9 protein-coding genes are annotated in these 17,018 nt (G+C 56.0%); 7 read left to right on the top strand and 2 right to left on the bottom strand.

The genetic code is table 11. From position 1 onward, the window contains the following. Positions 1-112: 112 nt before the first annotated feature. Positions 113-3,025: a right-handed parallel beta-helix repeat-containing protein gene (locus AA309_RS31840; RefSeq protein ID WP_052954603.1), complete on the bottom strand. Its 2,913-nt coding sequence runs from the start codon at positions 3,023-3,025 to the stop codon at positions 113-115. A 680-nt stretch (positions 3,026-3,705) separates the two neighbouring features. Between AA309_RS31840 and AA309_RS09620 the strand changes: the two genes are divergently transcribed. From AA309_RS09620 to AA309_RS09640, 4 genes are read left to right on the top strand one after another with little or no spacing between them, the layout of a single operon-like run. Continuing rightward, a complete protein-coding gene (locus tag AA309_RS09620; RefSeq protein WP_047188794.1) occupies positions 3,706-5,016 on the top strand; it encodes a nucleotide sugar dehydrogenase in 1,311 nt (436 codons plus the stop codon). A 40-nt stretch (positions 5,017-5,056) separates the two neighbouring features. Beyond that, complete coding sequence (locus AA309_RS09625; protein WP_047188795.1) at positions 5,057-6,535, top strand: glycosyltransferase; 1,479 nt, start codon at positions 5,057-5,059, stop codon at positions 6,533-6,535. 29 nt (positions 6,536-6,564) lie between these two features. Next, the gene (locus AA309_RS09635; RefSeq protein WP_160310431.1) at positions 6,565-7,767 is read left to right on the top strand and encodes a PilZ domain-containing protein; all 1,203 of its coding nucleotides are present in this window, start codon (positions 6,565-6,567) and stop codon (positions 7,765-7,767) included. Between the two features lie 60 nt (positions 7,768-7,827). Continuing rightward, positions 7,828-9,246 (top strand): mannose-1-phosphate guanylyltransferase/mannose-6-phosphate isomerase, encoded by a 1,419-nt coding sequence (locus AA309_RS09640; RefSeq protein WP_047188798.1) that lies wholly within the window; start codon positions 7,828-7,830, stop codon positions 9,244-9,246. Between the two features lie 220 nt (positions 9,247-9,466). Here the strand turns inward: AA309_RS09640 and AA309_RS35140 are convergent, their stop codons facing one another. After that, positions 9,467-9,634 carry a hypothetical protein gene (locus AA309_RS35140; protein WP_160310432.1) on the bottom strand — a complete coding sequence of 56 codons (168 nt, stop codon included), beginning with the start codon at positions 9,632-9,634 and terminating at the stop codon, positions 9,467-9,469. Between AA309_RS35140 and AA309_RS31845 the strand changes: the two genes are divergently transcribed. From AA309_RS31845 to AA309_RS09655, 3 genes are read left to right on the top strand one after another with little or no spacing between them, the layout of a single operon-like run. Then, positions 9,623-12,958, top strand: coding sequence for a right-handed parallel beta-helix repeat-containing protein (locus AA309_RS31845; protein ID WP_160310433.1), 3,336 nt, complete (start codon positions 9,623-9,625; stop codon positions 12,956-12,958). The two genes, AA309_RS35140 and AA309_RS31845, sit on opposite strands and share 12 nt — an antisense overlap. A gap of 8 nt (positions 12,959-12,966) precedes the next feature. Next, entirely contained in the window at positions 12,967-14,067 is a 1,101-nt protein-coding gene (locus tag AA309_RS09650) for an alginate lyase family protein (protein WP_047188799.1), read from the top strand. Then, the gene (locus tag AA309_RS09655; RefSeq protein ID WP_047188800.1) at positions 14,064-16,994 is read left to right on the top strand and encodes a tetratricopeptide repeat protein; all 2,931 of its coding nucleotides are present in this window, start codon (positions 14,064-14,066) and stop codon (positions 16,992-16,994) included. The genes AA309_RS09650 and AA309_RS09655 overlap by 4 nt, the downstream gene beginning before the upstream one ends. Positions 16,995-17,018: the final 24 nt, after the last annotated feature.

Here is a 17,018-nt window from a genome sequence, read left to right on the forward strand (position 1 = left end):
GTGAGCTGACTGAGCGAGCATGCTGCAATGTGTGCCTGAGCCTTGAAGAGAGACCTTGGTTCAAGAAAAAGACGGCTCCGCAAATCCGGAGCCGCCCTCGTCAGTCACTTCCTTAGATGATGTAGAAGTCGGCATTGGTGACCGTCTCATTGGCGCCGATATTGGCAAAGACCGTTCTGCCACCTGCCGCGCTGCCATTGTAATCGTACCAAACGTCACCCGTGCTCTTGTTGTAGCCAATGAAGTCGTTCGAGTCCTTAGCGCCAGATCCAATGGCGAAGTGAGAAGAGCTCAGTGTGCCTGTATACTTCAGGGATTTGAAGATAGCATTTTCCAGTCTGATCGTGTCATACCTTGCATCAAAGTCCATGATCTTGTCTTTGTTCAGAGAACTATTTGGAGCCGTATTGAAGACGAAAATGTCATTCCCTACTCCTCCATAGAGAAGATCATTCCCTGCGCCGCCATACAACCTATCGTGGCCGCTGCTACCTTTGATCGTGTTGTTGGCAGTATTGCCGACTAGCGTGTTGTTGAGGTTGTTTCCAACCAAATAGATTGCAGAACTGCCAATGGCATACATGTTCTCGACGTAGGCTGAAAGAACATAGCTCACGCTTGTCCGAATTAAATCGGTGCCGCCGGCGGCCGAGGTTTCGATGACAACGTCGCCGCGGTCGTCAACGTAATAGCTGTCATTGCCACTACCGCCAGACATACGATCTGCCCCTTCGGCGCCATTGAGCACATTGTTGAGGGCATTACCAACCACAGTGTTGGAGAGAGCATTGCCGGTTCCACGAGAGGCTGATCCCGACAGGATCACCCTCTCAACATCGGCGCCCAGAGCATAGTTGATGCTGCTATATACAGTGTCATAGCCACCTAGGCCACCATTCGGTTTCTCAACAACAAGATCATTAAGGTTGTCAACGTAGTAGACATCGTTGCCGTCGCCTCCCTCCATGGAGTCAGCCCCCAGACTGCCATTGAGTGTATCGTGGCCAGCTCCGCCTCTGAGGGTGTTCGCAGCGGCGTTGCCGGTGATCCTGTTGTTGAGCTCATTGCCCGTGAGAATGACACTGCCTGTGCCGATAGCGCTGATATGCTCGACATTTGCCGACACAGTATAATTCACCGTGGTGAGGATCTGGTCCGCATTGCCTTCGTTGGCATTTTCGATCACCAAGTCGCCTGTGTCGTCGACATAATAAGTGTCGTCGCCGAAGCGGCCTTCCATGAGGTCTTCGCCCGCCAAGCCATCGAGAGTGTTGTTGAGGGCATTCCCGATCAGATTATTGCCTGAGGATTTATTGCCTTTTGCGACGATTGCCGATCCTGTCAGAATCAGCTTTTCGACTGCGATTGATTGATCCAGCCCAGCCTGATCCTTGATAGAAAGGGAGTAGTTGACACTGCTATAGATCGTGTCGATGCCGCCGAGGCCGCTATTGACCTTCTCATCGACAATATCGCCGACATTGTCGACATAATAGGTATCGTTGCCGTCGCCACCTTCCATACTATCAGCGCCTGAGCCGCCGATGAGAGTGTCGTCCCCGCCGTAGCTCTTCAGTACATTTGAGGCAGCATTGCCCGTCAGCCGATTGTTCAGTGCATTGCCATAACCATTGATGGCATTGATTCCCATCAATGTCAGGTGCTCGACGTTGTCGTTGAGCGTATAATTGATCCAGGATTGTGCGAGGTCGTCCGTGCCTTCGCCTGCCTGCTCGATGATCTTATCTGTGGAATGGTTGATGGTATAGGTGTCGTTACCCCCAAGACCATGCATCTCATCGCCAACGGTAGTGCCTGGTAGCGTATCGTTATTGGCGCTGCCGAATACCGGGTTTAGTTGCCCTGGCACAGAAACGGCTCCTGCATCCGAGCCATGGAAAGTGTTGCCAGAAACGGAAGTTCCGGTCGCTCCACCGTCGTCGTTGGTGGGCTCTTCCCGGACTCCCCAGCGCGAGTTGACTGCACCATCGGAGTAGATGTTGTTGTCGAAGATCTGGGTGCCGGTTGAATAGTAAATCTTTCCCGTGACTGAGGTGTCGTCTCTCAGACGGATGTTGATCTCGTCATAGGTGTTATCCGCCTCTTGCGAGTTGTTGTAGATAAAGCTCCCTTTGACGATAGTGTCGGTCGAGCCCTCAATCCGGATGCCTTGGCGTAGGTTGCTGTGCACCTTGACACCGTCGATCATCACATCGTCTGACAGCTTGACGAGGATGCCCTCCTTCGTGTTCCCGTAATACTCGCCTCCGATGACCTGAATATCACTAACCCAAACAAAAGGTGATCCGTCTTCCGGCGGCACGTCGCCGCGCTGGATGGTCAACCCTGCAGAGCCGTTTGAGTAGGCTTTGTTGTTCTCCAGTGTGAGCTGCGTTGTGGCATTCTGGATGTTGAAGCCGTGACGATCGTTGTCGTAGGATACGTTGTTCCTGTAAGTCCCGCCGACGACAGCATCTGCCACGAAACCGTCGAGCCCGTTTCCATGAGCGACGCAATTCTCGATCGTCACATTCGTACTGACTTCGTGCGGGTTGAAACCATAGGCCGTGCAGTTTTTGATTTCAACGCCTGAGAGTGTGATGTCGGATTGGGTTTTTCCCTCCTCGGGCTTCGCACCGCAGATAAATCCGGCTTGATGACCCGTATTGTTGGCGCGGTTGCCATCGATCGTCAGATTAGAGACCGAAACATCTGAGACATCGGTAAGAGCGGTTCGCACGATACCGTTAATTCGGAAGTTGAATCCGTCAACGAGCTTGATAACGGTCTCGCCCTGGCCTTCGCCGACGAGTGCGACACCAGAAAGAAGTTCGACGGGGCCCTTGGAGGCATTGGCCGGATCGCCTGTGACGGCATAAATGCCGGCCGCTAGTTTGACAGTGACCTGGCCGGCTTCGGGGTTCTTCATGTACTCGGCGTTGGCGGCTTTGATGGCGGCATCGATGGCCGCCATGTCCTTCTGAGCGTTTCCGGTTGGCGGGGCAACGGTGATGACTGTAGGCATTTATGAGAGTCCCTTGCTGAATACTCCTGATATAGCGAAGGACAATTTTCTATCGATTGCGCCTTGGAGGTAGCACCTTAGCGCAGCTGGACTATGAAGAGTTGAGGTATGCTTGTCATTGGCATAAAAAGACTGCGCCAACGAATGTTATCGAACGCTCAAATTTATCTTTAATGATCCTACAAGTGACAAGAAATAGCTGCTCGATAAGGCGTTCTAAAAATAAAAATTCCAGCAAAACGACTTATGGATTTTTAATGCCTTGATTTTCTATGGAAAAGTGGAAAGGCATCATCCAAGAACTATAACCCGATAGGCAAAATTTCTGAGAATCCTGCCGGAGTCTCGCTGCATACTGCCGGTAAATTTTCCTGCTTCGGGTAAGCGTAGCAGAAAAGAACCAGCTGCACCTTGAGCGGGGGATTTGCCTTGTTGTGAGGCAATGTGCGGCAGGGTCCAAGCATAGTTCTGCGCAAGAGGCTTTGCAGCAAAAAGGTTTCAAATTCTTTCGAGTTAAATCGCCCCTTGGTGGGAGTAGTTCTCCAGTTAATCCCTCGGGGGTATCTCTCCAGCCGAAATAGTGACGAGAAAACGCAGGTGCCGAGAGTATTTATTTGGACTGTGCCGGCGCCTCTGAATTTTGCGCCTTGATCTCACTGTTGTTCATCGGGAACAGCCTAATGCAAATCAGTGTCTTTGGAATTGGCTATGTAGGAGCCGTATCGGCCGCATGCTTGGCCAACGATGGCCATAATGTCATCGCTGTTGATCCAAATCCGCAGAAAGTTGAACCTCTGAATGCAGGCGTCAGCCCAATTGTCGAACCGGGCCTCGATGGACTGATCCAGGATGGAATTCGCAGCAAGCGTCTGAAAGCCACCAGTGATGTCCGTGAGGCCATTCAAGGCTCTGATCTCTCCTTTGTTTGCGTAGGGACGCCGTCTCGGCCGAACGGCTCGCTCGATACAGGCTTTGTTACCGCTGCTGCGGAAGAGATCGGTGCTGCCATCCGAGAGAAGAACTCCTTCCACTCTGTCGTCATGCGCTCGACCATTCTGCCGGGTACGATGGAAAGCATCATCCTGCCTGCGTTGGAGCGGACATCGGGGCGCCAAGCAGGCGTCGGCTTCGGCGTAGCATATTATCCCGAGTTCCTACGAGAGAGCACTGCGATCGCAGACTATTACGATCCCGGTGCCATCATTTTCGGACGTCACGATCAAGCCACAGTCGACCGTCTGTTGGAACTACACAAGATCTTTAAAGTGGAGCCAAGAATCGTATCAATCCGCACGGCCGAAGCGGTGAAGTACACCAATAATGCCTGGCATGCACTGAAGATCAGCTTCGCCAACGAGGTCGGCAATATCTGTAAGGCGGCTGGTATCGATGGTCATGCCGTCATGGACGTTCTGTGCGCGGATACACGCCTCAATATTTCCAAGGCATACCTCAAGCCTGGTTTCGCTTTCGGCGGATCGTGCCTGCCCAAGGATCTGCGGGCGCTGCGCTTTGCAGCACGCAAGCTCGAGGTTCCAACGCCTGTCCTCGATGCAACCATGGAGGCAAACGAAGAGCAGTTGCGCCGCGCCTATTCCATGGTAGCTGCGACAGGGAAGCGACGCATCGGCATCATCGGCTTGAGCTTCAAGCCAGAGACGGACGATCTGCGCGAGAGCCCACTCGTGGAACTTGCCGAGCGTCTCTTCGGTCGTGGCTATGACATTCGGATTTATGACCCGAATATTCAGGTCTCGAAGCTTACTGGTGCCAATCTCCAGTTTGTACGTTCTCATCTGCCGCATCTCGCGTCGCTGTTGACGGCCAACATCGACGAAGTGGTTGATCACGCCGAAGTCTTTGTTCTCGGAAATCGTGCTGAAGCCGCGCGCTTGATGGACGTCGTTGATGACGGTCGTCCGCTCATCGACCTCGTTCGTATCGACCAGACAAGGTGCTCAGGTGATTTCTATCAGGGAATCTGCTGGTAGCCCCAGCAGAACCCGACTCTCGGAGTCGGTATGGGCACATATGCTCTATGTCGTTGCCGTAGCGGCCTTCGCTGCCGAATTGCCCGTGGAAGCATATGGCATGATCGGCGGCGGCTTCATCGGTACGGTCGGCTTCCTGGCGATCTGGCGTTACGGGTGGGGAGGGCTGCATTTTGCCCGTGCACTGGTCTACCGGAAGAGGATGTTCCCGCATATGCGGGAGGCAGCGGATGCGCTCGTTACGCAAGAGGCTCCTAATGCCTACCTGCTCGTGACGACCTTCCGGATCGACTCGGGCGTCACGACGCTGGTCTATAAGGCAGCTTTCGAGGCTGCTCTTGCGGCTCCAGGAAAAGTGACAGTCGTTGCCTCCATCGTCGAGACAGCTGACCAGAGACTGGTGAAGGCAATTTTCCGCAGCATCTGCCCAGACCAAGACAAAGTTGATTTAGTGGTGGTCAGGATTGCCGGTACGGGCAAGCGTGATGCGCTTGCCTATGGCTTCAGAGCCATTGCCCGTCGGTGCCCTTCCAAAGACGATGTTGTCGCCGTCATCGACGGTGACAGCATCATCCCACGGAATCTTATTCGAAAGTGTGCTGGCTTCTTTCAACTAGACCCTCAAGTCGGTGCACTCACCACGGATGAGATCAGCGAGGTTCGAGGCCGGCGCATCTTCCAGGAATGGTATGCGCTTCGTTTTGCCCAACGTCACACACTCATGTCTTCCATGGGATTGTCGGAGCGGGTTCTTACGTTGACTGGTCGCATGGCCATGTTTCGCGCCAGCATCGTCAGCGATCCGGATTTCATCCGCCAAGTGGAGCTGGACTACATCGATCATTGGCGGTTGGGTCGCTTCAAATTCCTGACGGGCGACGACAAGTCGAGTTGGTTCTGGCTGCTCCGCAACGGCTACAAGATGATCTACGTCCCCGACGTAGTGGTTCTGACCGTAGAGGATCCGCCGGCCGATAGTTTCATCTCGGCTGCTGCCATGCTCATGGTGCGTTGGTTCGGCAATATGCTGCGAACCAACTCGCGCGCCTTGGCACTGAGGCCGAAAAAAATCGGTTGGTTTACATGGTGGGCCATCCTGGACCAACGCATGTCGATGTGGACATCCCTTGTTGGGTTCGCAGTGGCCATGATCGCCACCTTCTTTGTCAGCGAGTACGCATTCCTACTCTATGCACTGTGGATTCTCACTTCGCGCTACGTGCTGACCCTTTCACTTCTCACGTCGCGCCCGCGGGTATCCGTATTCTATCCGTTCCTTCTCTACTTCAATCAGATCTTCGGGTCGCTGATGAAGGTCCACATCACGTTTCGCTTGGACCGCCAGAAATGGACGCGCCAGAAGACGACATCAGGAGCACGGAGAACAAAGCGATCTCTCATCGCGAGCGACTTCATGTCCACCTACATGCACACTCTTTCTCTGGCCGCATTCATCGCTCTTTTGGCGTGGAGCGTCGACGTGCTTCCAACGCCTAGAGCCCTGCTGTTCTTCCCTTAAATCGCGCTTTCTGCATGGAGAAACACAATATGTCGACGATTACGCATGAAGCTGAGGTTCAACGCCAGCATCCGCGTTATCGCCTGCCCGTGAGATGCCTTCATGGTGGAATGCCCGTCTCTGTTATCGATCTCTCGGTTGGCGGTATGGGCGTCAGAATCGGCGTAGTCGATGCTCGCCCAAGTGACATTGTCGAGCTCGTACTGATTTTCCCGTTCAACGGTTACGAACTGACTCTGCCGGTAAGAGCAGAGGTTCGCTATGTGAACCAGGATCAGGGCCGAGTTGGCATGAGGTTCGTGGATGTATCCCCGCGCCAGCACAATCTCCTTCGCTTTATTCTCGATGCGTATCTCTCGGGCGAAGTAGTAGAGGCTGGGGACGTGCTCGACGTCGTCTCAAGGCGAAATGAGGGGAAGACACGGGAAGTGCCCCAACGCCCTGAACCCCAGGGCTTGGTTGCCAATATGGCCTATCACGGCCGCAGCATTGCAGGATATGGGGCCATTGTGAGCATCACGCTACTGCTTCTCGGCTTCATCGGTACGGGCGTGTTCCAGAAGATGTACATGATTCCAGCGCAGTCGGCTTTGATTACGGCGGATCTTGTCACGGTTCCGGCGCCCTCGAGCGGCCAATTGACCTTCGTTGCGGCAGGCAATGAGGTGCAGGCAGGCGAGCCGCTACTGACGATCCAAGGCCCACAAGGCAGCAGCAGCATCGTTATCGACAGCCCCTGTGACTGCGCCATCCAAGCTCGTTACAATCGCCCGTCGAGCTTTGTCCGCGAGGGGGCGCCAATCCTCGTCCTTCGTGAGAAAACAAGCACTCCGTATATCACCGCCAGCATTCCTCAGAGCGATGTTCTGCGCTTCTACCGTGGCGCCAGAGCAGTCGTTGAGTACGCAGACGGAACGCTTGTGCGCGATGTAGGAATTGAACCTCTGCCAACCTACTCCGATACTGACGCCAGCGCGGGTCGCTTTCTCGTGAAGTTGTCTCCTGGGCGGGAGTTGGAGGATACGGCGATTGGGCAGCCCGTCTCCGTTATCTTCGATACTTTCTCAGGATCTACGCTCGGTACGGCAGCCGGCAAGGTGAATGCCAGCGTGAGTTGGGCCGGAGCGAAAATCGCCTCGCTTTTCCGCTCGGGTGACAAGCAGGATGAGACGCAAAAAGTAGCTAAACAACCTGAGTCTTCCGACGACAGACGCATCGCCACTCTCAAATGAGGGCGTGGCTAATGCTCGAATAATGTTTGCGCAGCACAAGGGATATTCTGGAGATTGATCATGGATAACATCATTCCGGTTCTGATGTGTGGAGGTTCCGGAACTCGCCTCTGGCCGATTTCCCGCGCCGGCGAGCCCAAACAATTTCACGTGCTCTCAGGCGAAAGAAGCCTCTTCCAGCAAACTGTTCAGCGGTTCAGTACAGAACTTTATGCAGAACCACTCATCATCGTGAACAACAATCACCGTGATCTTGCACTTCGCGAGATCGGTGAGTTGAAATCCGGTCCCGTTCGTCTGCTCGTCGAGCCATCGATTAGGAGCACGGCGCCCGCAATTGCCGCCGCCGCCGCCCTGATCGCGGAGGAGGATCCTGACCGCCTAATGCTGGTTGCTCCCAGTGATCACCTTATCGAACAGGCAGAAATCTTCTCAGATGCCGTCGCTCAGGCTGCTCAGGCTGCCCGCCAAGGACAGATTGTTCTCTTTGGTATCCGGCCGACACATGCCGAGACAGGGTTTGGATACATCGAAATCGGCGATTTCTTCGATGACGTAAGTTTCACGGTTGCTGGTTTTGTCGAGAAGCCGAAACGGACGATTGCCGAAGCGCTCTTCGCAGGAGGGCGCCACCTCTGGAACAGCGGCATCTTCATGTTCACTGCCCGCACGATCATGGAGGAGTTGCAGGAATATGCTCCTGATGTAATTAATTGTGCTCGGCGTGCTGTGACGATGGCTCATCGCAGCAATGATACCATCCGTCTTTCTGCCGATTTCGAGACAGCCCCTGCAATCTCCATCGATTATGCCGTGATGGAAAAGAGCGAACGTCTCGTTTGCGTGCCCGTATCACCCAACTGGCGTGATCTCGGCTCCTGGTCAGCTCTTTGGGATGTCGGCTCAAAGGACGGTAATGGGAACGTCGCCCGCGGTGACACTATCCTCCACGATGTCCGCAATAGTTATGTGCATGGCAATTCACGTCTCGTCGCCGTCATGGGTGTTGAGAAGATCGTTGTCGTCGACACTGCGGATGCCGTGCTCGTCGGCTCTCTCGATCAGGCTCAGAATGTAGGACGCCTTGCGAGCGAACTGGCAGCGGCGCGGCGACCTGAGGCCAATCTTCATCGCAAAGTCCGTAGGCCTTGGGGATCGTACGAGTCTCTTCGTGTCGGTGAGGGATTCCAAGTCAAGCATATCATTGTCGACGTCGCGGGGCGCTTGTCGCTTCAATATCACCACCATCGTTCTGAACATTGGACGGTCGTATCCGGAACAGCACGCGTTACAGTCGGCGACAGGATCTTCGTGATGACGGCGAATGAGTCCGTCTACATTCCGAAGGGAGACGTTCACCGGTTGGAGAATATCGGCGACGATGAACTGCATCTGATCGAAGTGCAGTGCGGAGCATATCTCGGCGAGGACGATATCGTGCGCCTGGAGGATCAATATGATCGCATTATTGCGAGCTGATCGCCGCCGTCGCCTGTCAGCATCTGTCGCCCTCATTTCATTGCTCCTGAGCTCAGGCGTCTGGGCTCAGGAGGCCAACGAGGTCTCCCGTATCGCTGAAGAAGCCCGTCAAGCCTTTCTCTCGGCGGAGCAGGGAGCAGGGTCGAAGCAGAGGGCGGGCTTCTATCAGGTGGCTTTAGCCCGCATTCGACTTCTTGAAAAATTCGCGGGGCCGGAGAATTCAGGTTCCGCCGACTTGCGGGATGGTGCGCGGGCGGAACTCGTTCGTCTCGCTGATGACGGGTTGAACCATGATATGCTGGGTGCGCTCCTGCTGAAGGCGTCCCTGTCTGATCTCACGACCACCCAGCCGAGCGCTGAGCGGGTCGAACTCGGCGTGACGCTTCACCAGCTTGCCAGCGAACAGCGGGCGCCTGAGTACAGGGCTGCAGCCTTCATCGAGATCGGGCAGGCTTACAGCAAGGTTGATGTGCAGGATCGTGCATTGCGCTATGCCACTCTTGCTCTCGACACGGCGAAAACGATCCCTGGAGCGGGAGAGCAATCGGGAGCTTACAATGCGATCTCCCGTCTTGCCGCCGATCTTGGTCCGACGGGGTTTTCGCTTGCGGAACGCGCCATCACCTTTATTCCACGCCCTCGGGATCGGGCTTACGCCCGGCGAGATCTTGCTCTTGCGGAGCTGAAAGGCACTCCATGGCAGAAGGCCTCGAAAGAGCAACTGGAGGCTGAGTCCCGCAAACGTCTTGGTGCAGGAGATCTTGATGGGAGTCTCCAGCTTGCCCTGGCCCTTCCCGGCGGCGACAAGCAAGAGGATCTTCTAGCTGACCTCCTGACTGCTGCGCTTGAGCGCCAGGATTTCGAAGCAGCTGTCGCGACCGCTCAGGGCTTCTTCAATCCCAGTGATCAGCAAAAGGCACTCGCCTTGATCGTGAAGGGGCAGATCGCCAAGGGAGTTCCCTTGCAGTCGGCCAGTCTCCTTGAGTCGATGCAGGACAGTGCAGCGAAAATCACGGCGCAGCTAGCTCTCGCGAGTGAGTTGGAGCGAGCTGGCTATGGCAACATGGCTGAGCAGCTGTTTTCTCAAGCGTTGCAAGGCGCTGAAAAATCGGATCCGGCTGCGCAAGCCGCGATTTGGCCCGAAGCAGTCCGAGCCTTGACGCGCGCTGATCGATTTGACGATGCGTTGAACCATATCAAGCGTTTAGAGCCTGGGTCGGAAACTTCCTCGGCCTTGGGAGATCTGGCCAAACGCCTCGCCGAAAGCAATCGTCTTGCGGAGGCTGAGCGTTTGCTGCCTCAGATCCAGCACAAGGAAGATCGTTCTCATGCTCTGAGCGGGATCGGCCGGGCAAAAGCTCAAGCGGGCGATGCAGCGGGGGCTTTGCAGATCGTTGGTGAGCTCACGGATCCGGAAGACAGCGGCCGTATCCTCTCAGCTGTTGCCAAGGCGCATTCCCAATCAGGTAAGTTCACTGACGCAGCTAATCTCACCAGGCAGATTGAGGATAAAGCGTACCAAGTCGAATCCTGGGTTGAGATTGCGCGTCAGGCGAGCAAGAAAAGGGAAGCGAAGACCGGCGAAGAGGCTCTCAGCGAGGCCATTCGGATTGCTGAGGTTCAAGAGAAGCTCGATCGAGACAAGGCATATTACACGATCGTAAAGTCTCTCGCTGATCTCGGGGACAAAGCTCGTGCAGGTGAGTTGAAGCAGCGTATTATCGACGACAAGTTCCGCGCACGCGCTGACGAGGCAATCGCCAAGGCGGACGGCAAACAGGCTGTCGAGCAGAAGAAACGTAGCAACCTCCCGGATGCTGTTCTCAAACGCAGTTTCAGCCAAAAGATGAGCGATCAGGATAAGCTGGAGATCGCGTTGGACCTGGTTGGCCTCCCGGGGGGCGTTATTCTCGCATCTGAGCTCATCCGGTCCATGGAGGACGATAGAGCACGTGGATCTGCCTTCCGCCGTCTTGCCGAGGCGCAGGTGGCCGTTCTCTCCAGTCCGGCCAAAGAGGAAACACAAGAAGGTCTCGACACCGCAGAAAGTCTGCCGCCGGAAACTTCTGCGGAGAATGAGCTCGCGCATGAAAGGAGGACTCGTCGAGGTCTCGTTCTTGCGCAAGTCGAGAATGAGACATCCACTTCCAGTCGTTTTCCGTTGCCTCGGAATTTTGCTACGGTCGCTGACATCCGCGCTATCGCCCCGTGGCCCTCAGGATCTGTCGCCGGTGTAACATTTGCAAACTACAATCTTTATATCTCCAAGTTCCTGGATGAAGGCCCAAGCGGAAATACCCGTCTTGAACAAGCGATTCGCTACCAGGGAACTCCAACGCCGCGCATCGTTGTCGTTCAATCCGGCGTTGCGACTTTGGGGATGATCGCCCGCCAGCTGCGTGGGACACAGGATCAGGATCTGGTGGCTGTCAATGGTGATATCCTTACTCTCCGTGCGCCGGTCTTCGTAGCTCCAGGGGCTCGCCTCATTCTGTCGCGCCTGGATATGCCCGTCTATCGCTTCAGTGCAAATGCAGGGGCGTTCATTGCTAGTGCCGGTGAGCTGCACGTCGTGGACGCGGAGATTGTCGGCTACGATGAGAAGACAGGCCAGATCGCCTGGTCTGACAAGAGCAAAATCCACGAGTTTCGCCCTTTCCTCCTGAGCTGGGGCGACGGACGCATGAACGTAGCGGGGTCGGTATTGGCCGCGTTGGGCTACGAGAACTCCAAGTCCTTCGGGCTTTCCTTTTCATCGGGACCGGTCCGTGTCGCTGAACTACGCGACCAAGAATATGCGACAGGCTATGTGGTGGACAACGTATTCCGAAACTCGCATTTCGGTTTCTACTCATATGAAGCTGAAAATATTCACATCATCGGCAACGAGTATGTCGACAACGTCATCTACGGACTCGATCCTCACGACCGCACACGCAAGCTCACCATTGCCTTCAATACAACCTATGGGACAAAGGCCAAGCACGGCATCATTATCTCGCGTGAAGTGGATGAAAGCTGGATCATCGGAAATCTGACTTTCGACAATGTCGGATCTGGTATCATGCTCGATCGAGATAGCTCCAATAACGTCATTCACGCCAACACTGCGTTCAACAATGCTCAGGACGGCATCACGCTTTTCGAGAGCTCCTGTAATCTGATGACTAACAATCACCTTCTTGCCAACAAGCGCGACGGCTTGAAAATCCGAAATAGTTTCGACATCAGTGCCTATGACAACCGGATCGAGAAAAATGGAGGTTCAGGGGTCAACGCCTATGTGGCGAATCTCCTCGAAACGAAGAGTGGCGAAACGCGGGACTTCAGGCTTGATCCTTATGACGCTGTAACGAGTATTTCCCTAAGGCGTAACCAGTTTTCGTCCAATGGGGTCGGCGTCAATGCCGAGGGTGCTTCCGGCATTGCGATGTTCTCCAACAGGTTCGTGAAGCAATCTCGCCGCCTTTTCGGTGGCGACTTGCGTGGGCTGGAAGGGCAGGTTCTGCAAACTTCTTCCAAGATCAGCACTTTGATTGCAAGCACTTGCCGACCTATGAGGCCTGCCACCGCCTGTCATCTTCGCGAGAAGGGATATTTCGAGGGCGGGGCTGACCTTCACATCTTCGACCCGCAGGGCAAAGCGGATTGTACAACGACGGACGGCAGTGTGCAGCAGCAGGCCTTCTCCAACACATCTCAAGGCACTTAGGGGCCGGCATGAAACGAATCCTTGCCTTTCTGATCTTGAATCTTCTGACTGTGGGATCCTCTTATGCCCAAGTGAAACCGGCCGGTGTCTTTGACGTGGAGCAACGCCGCATCGCTCTCTCACAGCCGGCCTTTGCCAGTATTCGCGCGGCTTGCCTTTCGATACCACGGGACGCATCGTGGAGTTCACTCAAGCCGATCATGGGTCTTAAAGCGACTGAAGGTTATGGGACTGATGGTACTGCCAATGATTACGCCTGGGCTGTAATGGTGTTGGCAGGTCGCGCGCTTGCAGGCGACATGGCCTCCGAGACTGCTTTGCGCGACCTTCTTCTAACCTGGTCGAAGGCGAATGCCTTTGCGCAAACGGAAGTCGAGAACGACGCCTACTATGCTCTGAAGCGTGTGCTCCTGCCAACCGTGGTCGGATACTCTGTCATCCAGCGCAGCCTGGACGATGAGCAGCGGCGGATTATTGCCAGCTGGATTGACCCTCTTGTCCGTAAGGTCGATTACAATTTTGACGGATCTGTTGATCACAACAATCATCGTTACCTGACCGACAGTGTGCTGATGGCCTGGGGGGCAGTGACAGGCGATGACCATCTCTATGCCAAAGGCATTGATCGCTACCGCACCATTCTCTCGGAGGCACGGGCTGATGGGAGTCTGCCTCTTGAAACCCGTAGAGGTGCTCGCGCCCTGTGGTATATGCGCCAATCCCTCTCCAGCATGACGGTCATGGCAGAAATTGCAGCTACGAGAGGGACGGATCTTTACGGGTTGAATGAAGGCGGCATCAGCTTCGATCGCGTTCTTTCCTACACGCTCAACGGCATCACGGAACCACATGTGGTTCTTGCCTATGCAGCGGAGAATTATATTCCGGGTGGCGAGTCCGACTTTCGAAAGCCCGATCTCGGTTTCCTATCCAAGCGCAGTCACGGCCGCCACTACATGGCGTGGACGGAGGCGGTTGTCTCGCGTGATCGTACGGGCCTTGCCACGCGCAGACTCAGAAATCTCTTCATGCGGAGCCTCAAGAACGATCGGCCGCTCATTGATGAGTTCGCCGGCGGCAACGCGACCTGCATCTGGGGGCGCGGATGATGAAACGTTTCTGGCTCAGTACCACATTTTCCGCCACGGTTCTTCTGACCTTCGGGTCGGCATGGTCCCAAACTGCGCCCGATACGCAGATGCGGAGCAGCTTCCGGTCAGCGATGGAGCAGATTGAAAAGCTGCGCCAGCGCCAGGATCAGGAAGCCTTTGTCGAGCAGGCGCAGCTCCTCCAATTTGGCCTGCCGATCAGTGAGATCAATCCTTTACGCAAAGCTCAGCCGATTGAGGTTGAACGCCTTCTGGAACGCGCCCTTGCTAATCCAGGCCCGCATTGGCCATCCGCCGCGGTTCGGCGGGCCAAGATGCTGCTCGTTCGCGATAAGGAGCAAGCTTCGAGCGAGCGTGCTGTCGAACTCCTGCGCCGCGCGGCCGCCATGCAGAACCGCGAGGCGGCTTATCTGTTGGCAGGACTGATGGAAGCTGGCGCCGGCGTCCCCCGAGATATTGCAGCTGCAAAGGGCTTGTACCAGGTAGCGCTGCGTTTGGGGCACGGTCCTGCGGGTCTGGCCCTCGCAAGGCTTGAGAGCGATGCGACGAAGGCAAATGTCTTTGCCACCCAAGGCTTGAGACTTCTCTTCCAGGATGCGAGGCAGGGATCTGCAGATGCCGCCAAGACGCTCGCGGATCATTATCGCGCAACCAGTGACAGTGCGCCTGAGCGATTGAGTGTCGCGCTCGAATGGTATCGCCGCGCCTCGGATCTCGGCGATCCAGAGGCATCCTTGCGCCTCGGTCGCATGAGGCTGGATCCTAAAACTACTCTCTATCAGCCGCAGGAGGCGCGATCTGCTTTCGAGAAGGCAGCCAATGGCGGATTGGTGGAGGCAGCACTCGTGCTGGCGGAGGATCCGCACAAGGGAGGCACGCTCGGAGTTCCAGTGGACGAGGCAGAGCTCTGGCTGAACAGAGCTCTCGAGACCAAGGAATCGCGTGCGCTGTTGCTGGGGGCTGAAATTTACAGCCAGCAGGGGAGCGAGGGACGCGAGAAGGCGAAATCGCTTCTGACTGAAGCCCTACAGAATGTCGACGACGACCCCGGTGTGCTTGTTGCTCTCGGCAGGCAGCTTCGCAATGGCGACCTCATTGAGCGTAACCTGCCGCGAGCCATCGCGCTCTTCGATAAGGCGGCGATCGAGGGCAATGCCACGGCGTCTTATGAATATGCGCGCACGGTCCTCTCTTATCCTGATGCCGCCACTGAACCTATGCGAAAGGCGGCTATCGCGCGGCTTCAAGCCGCCGCGGAGCTTGGGCATGTGAAAGCAGCGATCAGCCTAGGTGACGCTCTTCTGAACGGGAATGGTGTTGCGCCATCTGCTTCAGAGGCTGTGCGCTGGTACGAGAAGGCTGCCGCAGGTGGAGCTACGATGGCGCTGATCCGCCTTGGCGATTATTACGCCTTGCGTTCCGACGGCGTAGAAATTTCCCGCGCGTTGGAATGGTACCGGAAAGGTGCCGACGCGAACATCTCGACCGCAATGATACGTCTCGGCCGCATGTATAGCGAGGGCCAGGGAGTTCCACAGGATTATGCCCTTGCCGCCACCTGGCTCAGCCGTGCCGCCGCAGCAGGCAGCGGCCCTGCCATGGTGGAACTGAGCGCCCTCTACTCTCGCGCAGGCGGGCCAGGCCACTTCAATCTTGCTCGGGACGTTCTTGAAAAGGCCGTGCGAGCGGGAGATACGCGTGCTTCCATTGCCCTGGCAAAACTCTATCTCGCACGGGGCGAGCGGGCCCTTGCGGAATCCGCGTTGAGAAAGATTGCCGAGTCAGGGGATACCGAGGCTGCTCTGCAACTTGCCGAGCTGTACTTGAGTGGAGGAGCCGACCAGCTCAATCAAGCCCGCCGGTGGCTTTCTGCTGCGGAGAAGGGAGCTTCCGGCAACGACGGATTGATGGTTCGCATTGCGCTTCTGCAGATGAAGGATCCCGGCACAGCGCGGCATGGTGCTGCTGTTCTTGAGTCTCTCGCCCGCAAGAATAACACGGAGGCGATGACGAGCCTTGCTCAGGCTCTGATGGAAGGCATAGGCGTTCAGCCTGATGCAAATCGGGCCGAAGCATTGCTCCGGCGGGCCATTCAGCTCGGAAATGACAATGCTCGCTTCGTGCTTGCGAAGGCCTATCGTGAAGGGAATGGAATCGAGAAAAATCCGGAACGGGCCGTTGCTCTCTATCGTGAAATCTACAACGACGAGCCTGGCGACACGAAGGTTCTACTCGCCTTGGGCGATGCCTATGTTCGAGGGGAGGGCGTTACCCGGGATAGAGCTCTGGCGACACAGTTTTACGCCCTGGCTGCACAAAATGGCGATCCTGAAGGAAAGATGCACCTCGGCATGGCCTATCTCTATGGAGGCGGGGTTCCTCATGATGGCGCCAAGGCTGAGCGTCTTCTCGCGCAGGCTGGAGAGGCCAGTTTGATGATGGCTAGGCTCCAGCTTGGAGATGCGAAGGCTTCGGGCATGGGAGCCGCGATCGACCCTGAAGGTGCGTTCGCTTCATTCTTGCGCGCTGCGGAAAGCGGGTCGCCCGAGGCCATGATCGAAGTCGCGCGAGCGCTCAAGAAGGGGTTCGGCACGCAAAGAGATCCGGCTCTTGCCCAGTCCTGGCTCGAACGGGCGGCCCGCATGGGAGCGCAGGATGCGCTGTACGAGCTCTATCGCATGAATGCAGTGGCTACAGACGCAAAGCCGCAGGAAGCTGAACGGTGGCTGCTTCAGGCTGCGCAGAATGGTCATCCGGCCGCCATGTACCATCTGGCTCTGCGCTATCGTCCGCCGTCGGCTGACCAGAACAGCATCGATGGAAATGAGTGGCTCGCCAAGGCGGCGCAGGCCGGCCATTGGCAGGCCATCAAGGCGATCCGCAAGAAGAAGCTGCCCGAACCTGGGGACAGTGATGACGATGACTAAACAAGACGAACGAAACGTCAGGTT

The sequence above is a fragment of the Microvirga vignae genome (genome assembly GCF_001017175.1).
In the GTDB taxonomy this organism is placed as follows: Bacteria; Pseudomonadota; Alphaproteobacteria; order Rhizobiales; family Beijerinckiaceae; genus Microvirga; species Microvirga vignae.

Coding starts and splice junctions, on each gene's coding strand:
- AA309_RS09635 (WP_160310431.1), top strand. CDS start 6,565: ATGTCGACGATTACGCATGAAGCTGAGGTTCAACGCCAGCATCCGCGT.
- AA309_RS09620 (WP_047188794.1), top strand. CDS start 3,706: ATGCAAATCAGTGTCTTTGGAATTGGCTATGTAGGAGCCGTATCGGCC.
- AA309_RS09625 (WP_047188795.1), top strand. CDS start 5,057: ATGCTCTATGTCGTTGCCGTAGCGGCCTTCGCTGCCGAATTGCCCGTG.
- AA309_RS09655 (WP_047188800.1), top strand. CDS start 14,064: ATGATGAAACGTTTCTGGCTCAGTACCACATTTTCCGCCACGGTTCTT.
- AA309_RS31840 (WP_052954603.1), bottom strand. CDS start 3,025: ATGCCTACAGTCATCACCGTTGCCCCGCCAACCGGAAACGCTCAGAAG.
- AA309_RS09640 (WP_047188798.1), top strand. CDS start 7,828: ATGGATAACATCATTCCGGTTCTGATGTGTGGAGGTTCCGGAACTCGC.
- AA309_RS09650 (WP_047188799.1), top strand. CDS start 12,967: ATGAAACGAATCCTTGCCTTTCTGATCTTGAATCTTCTGACTGTGGGA.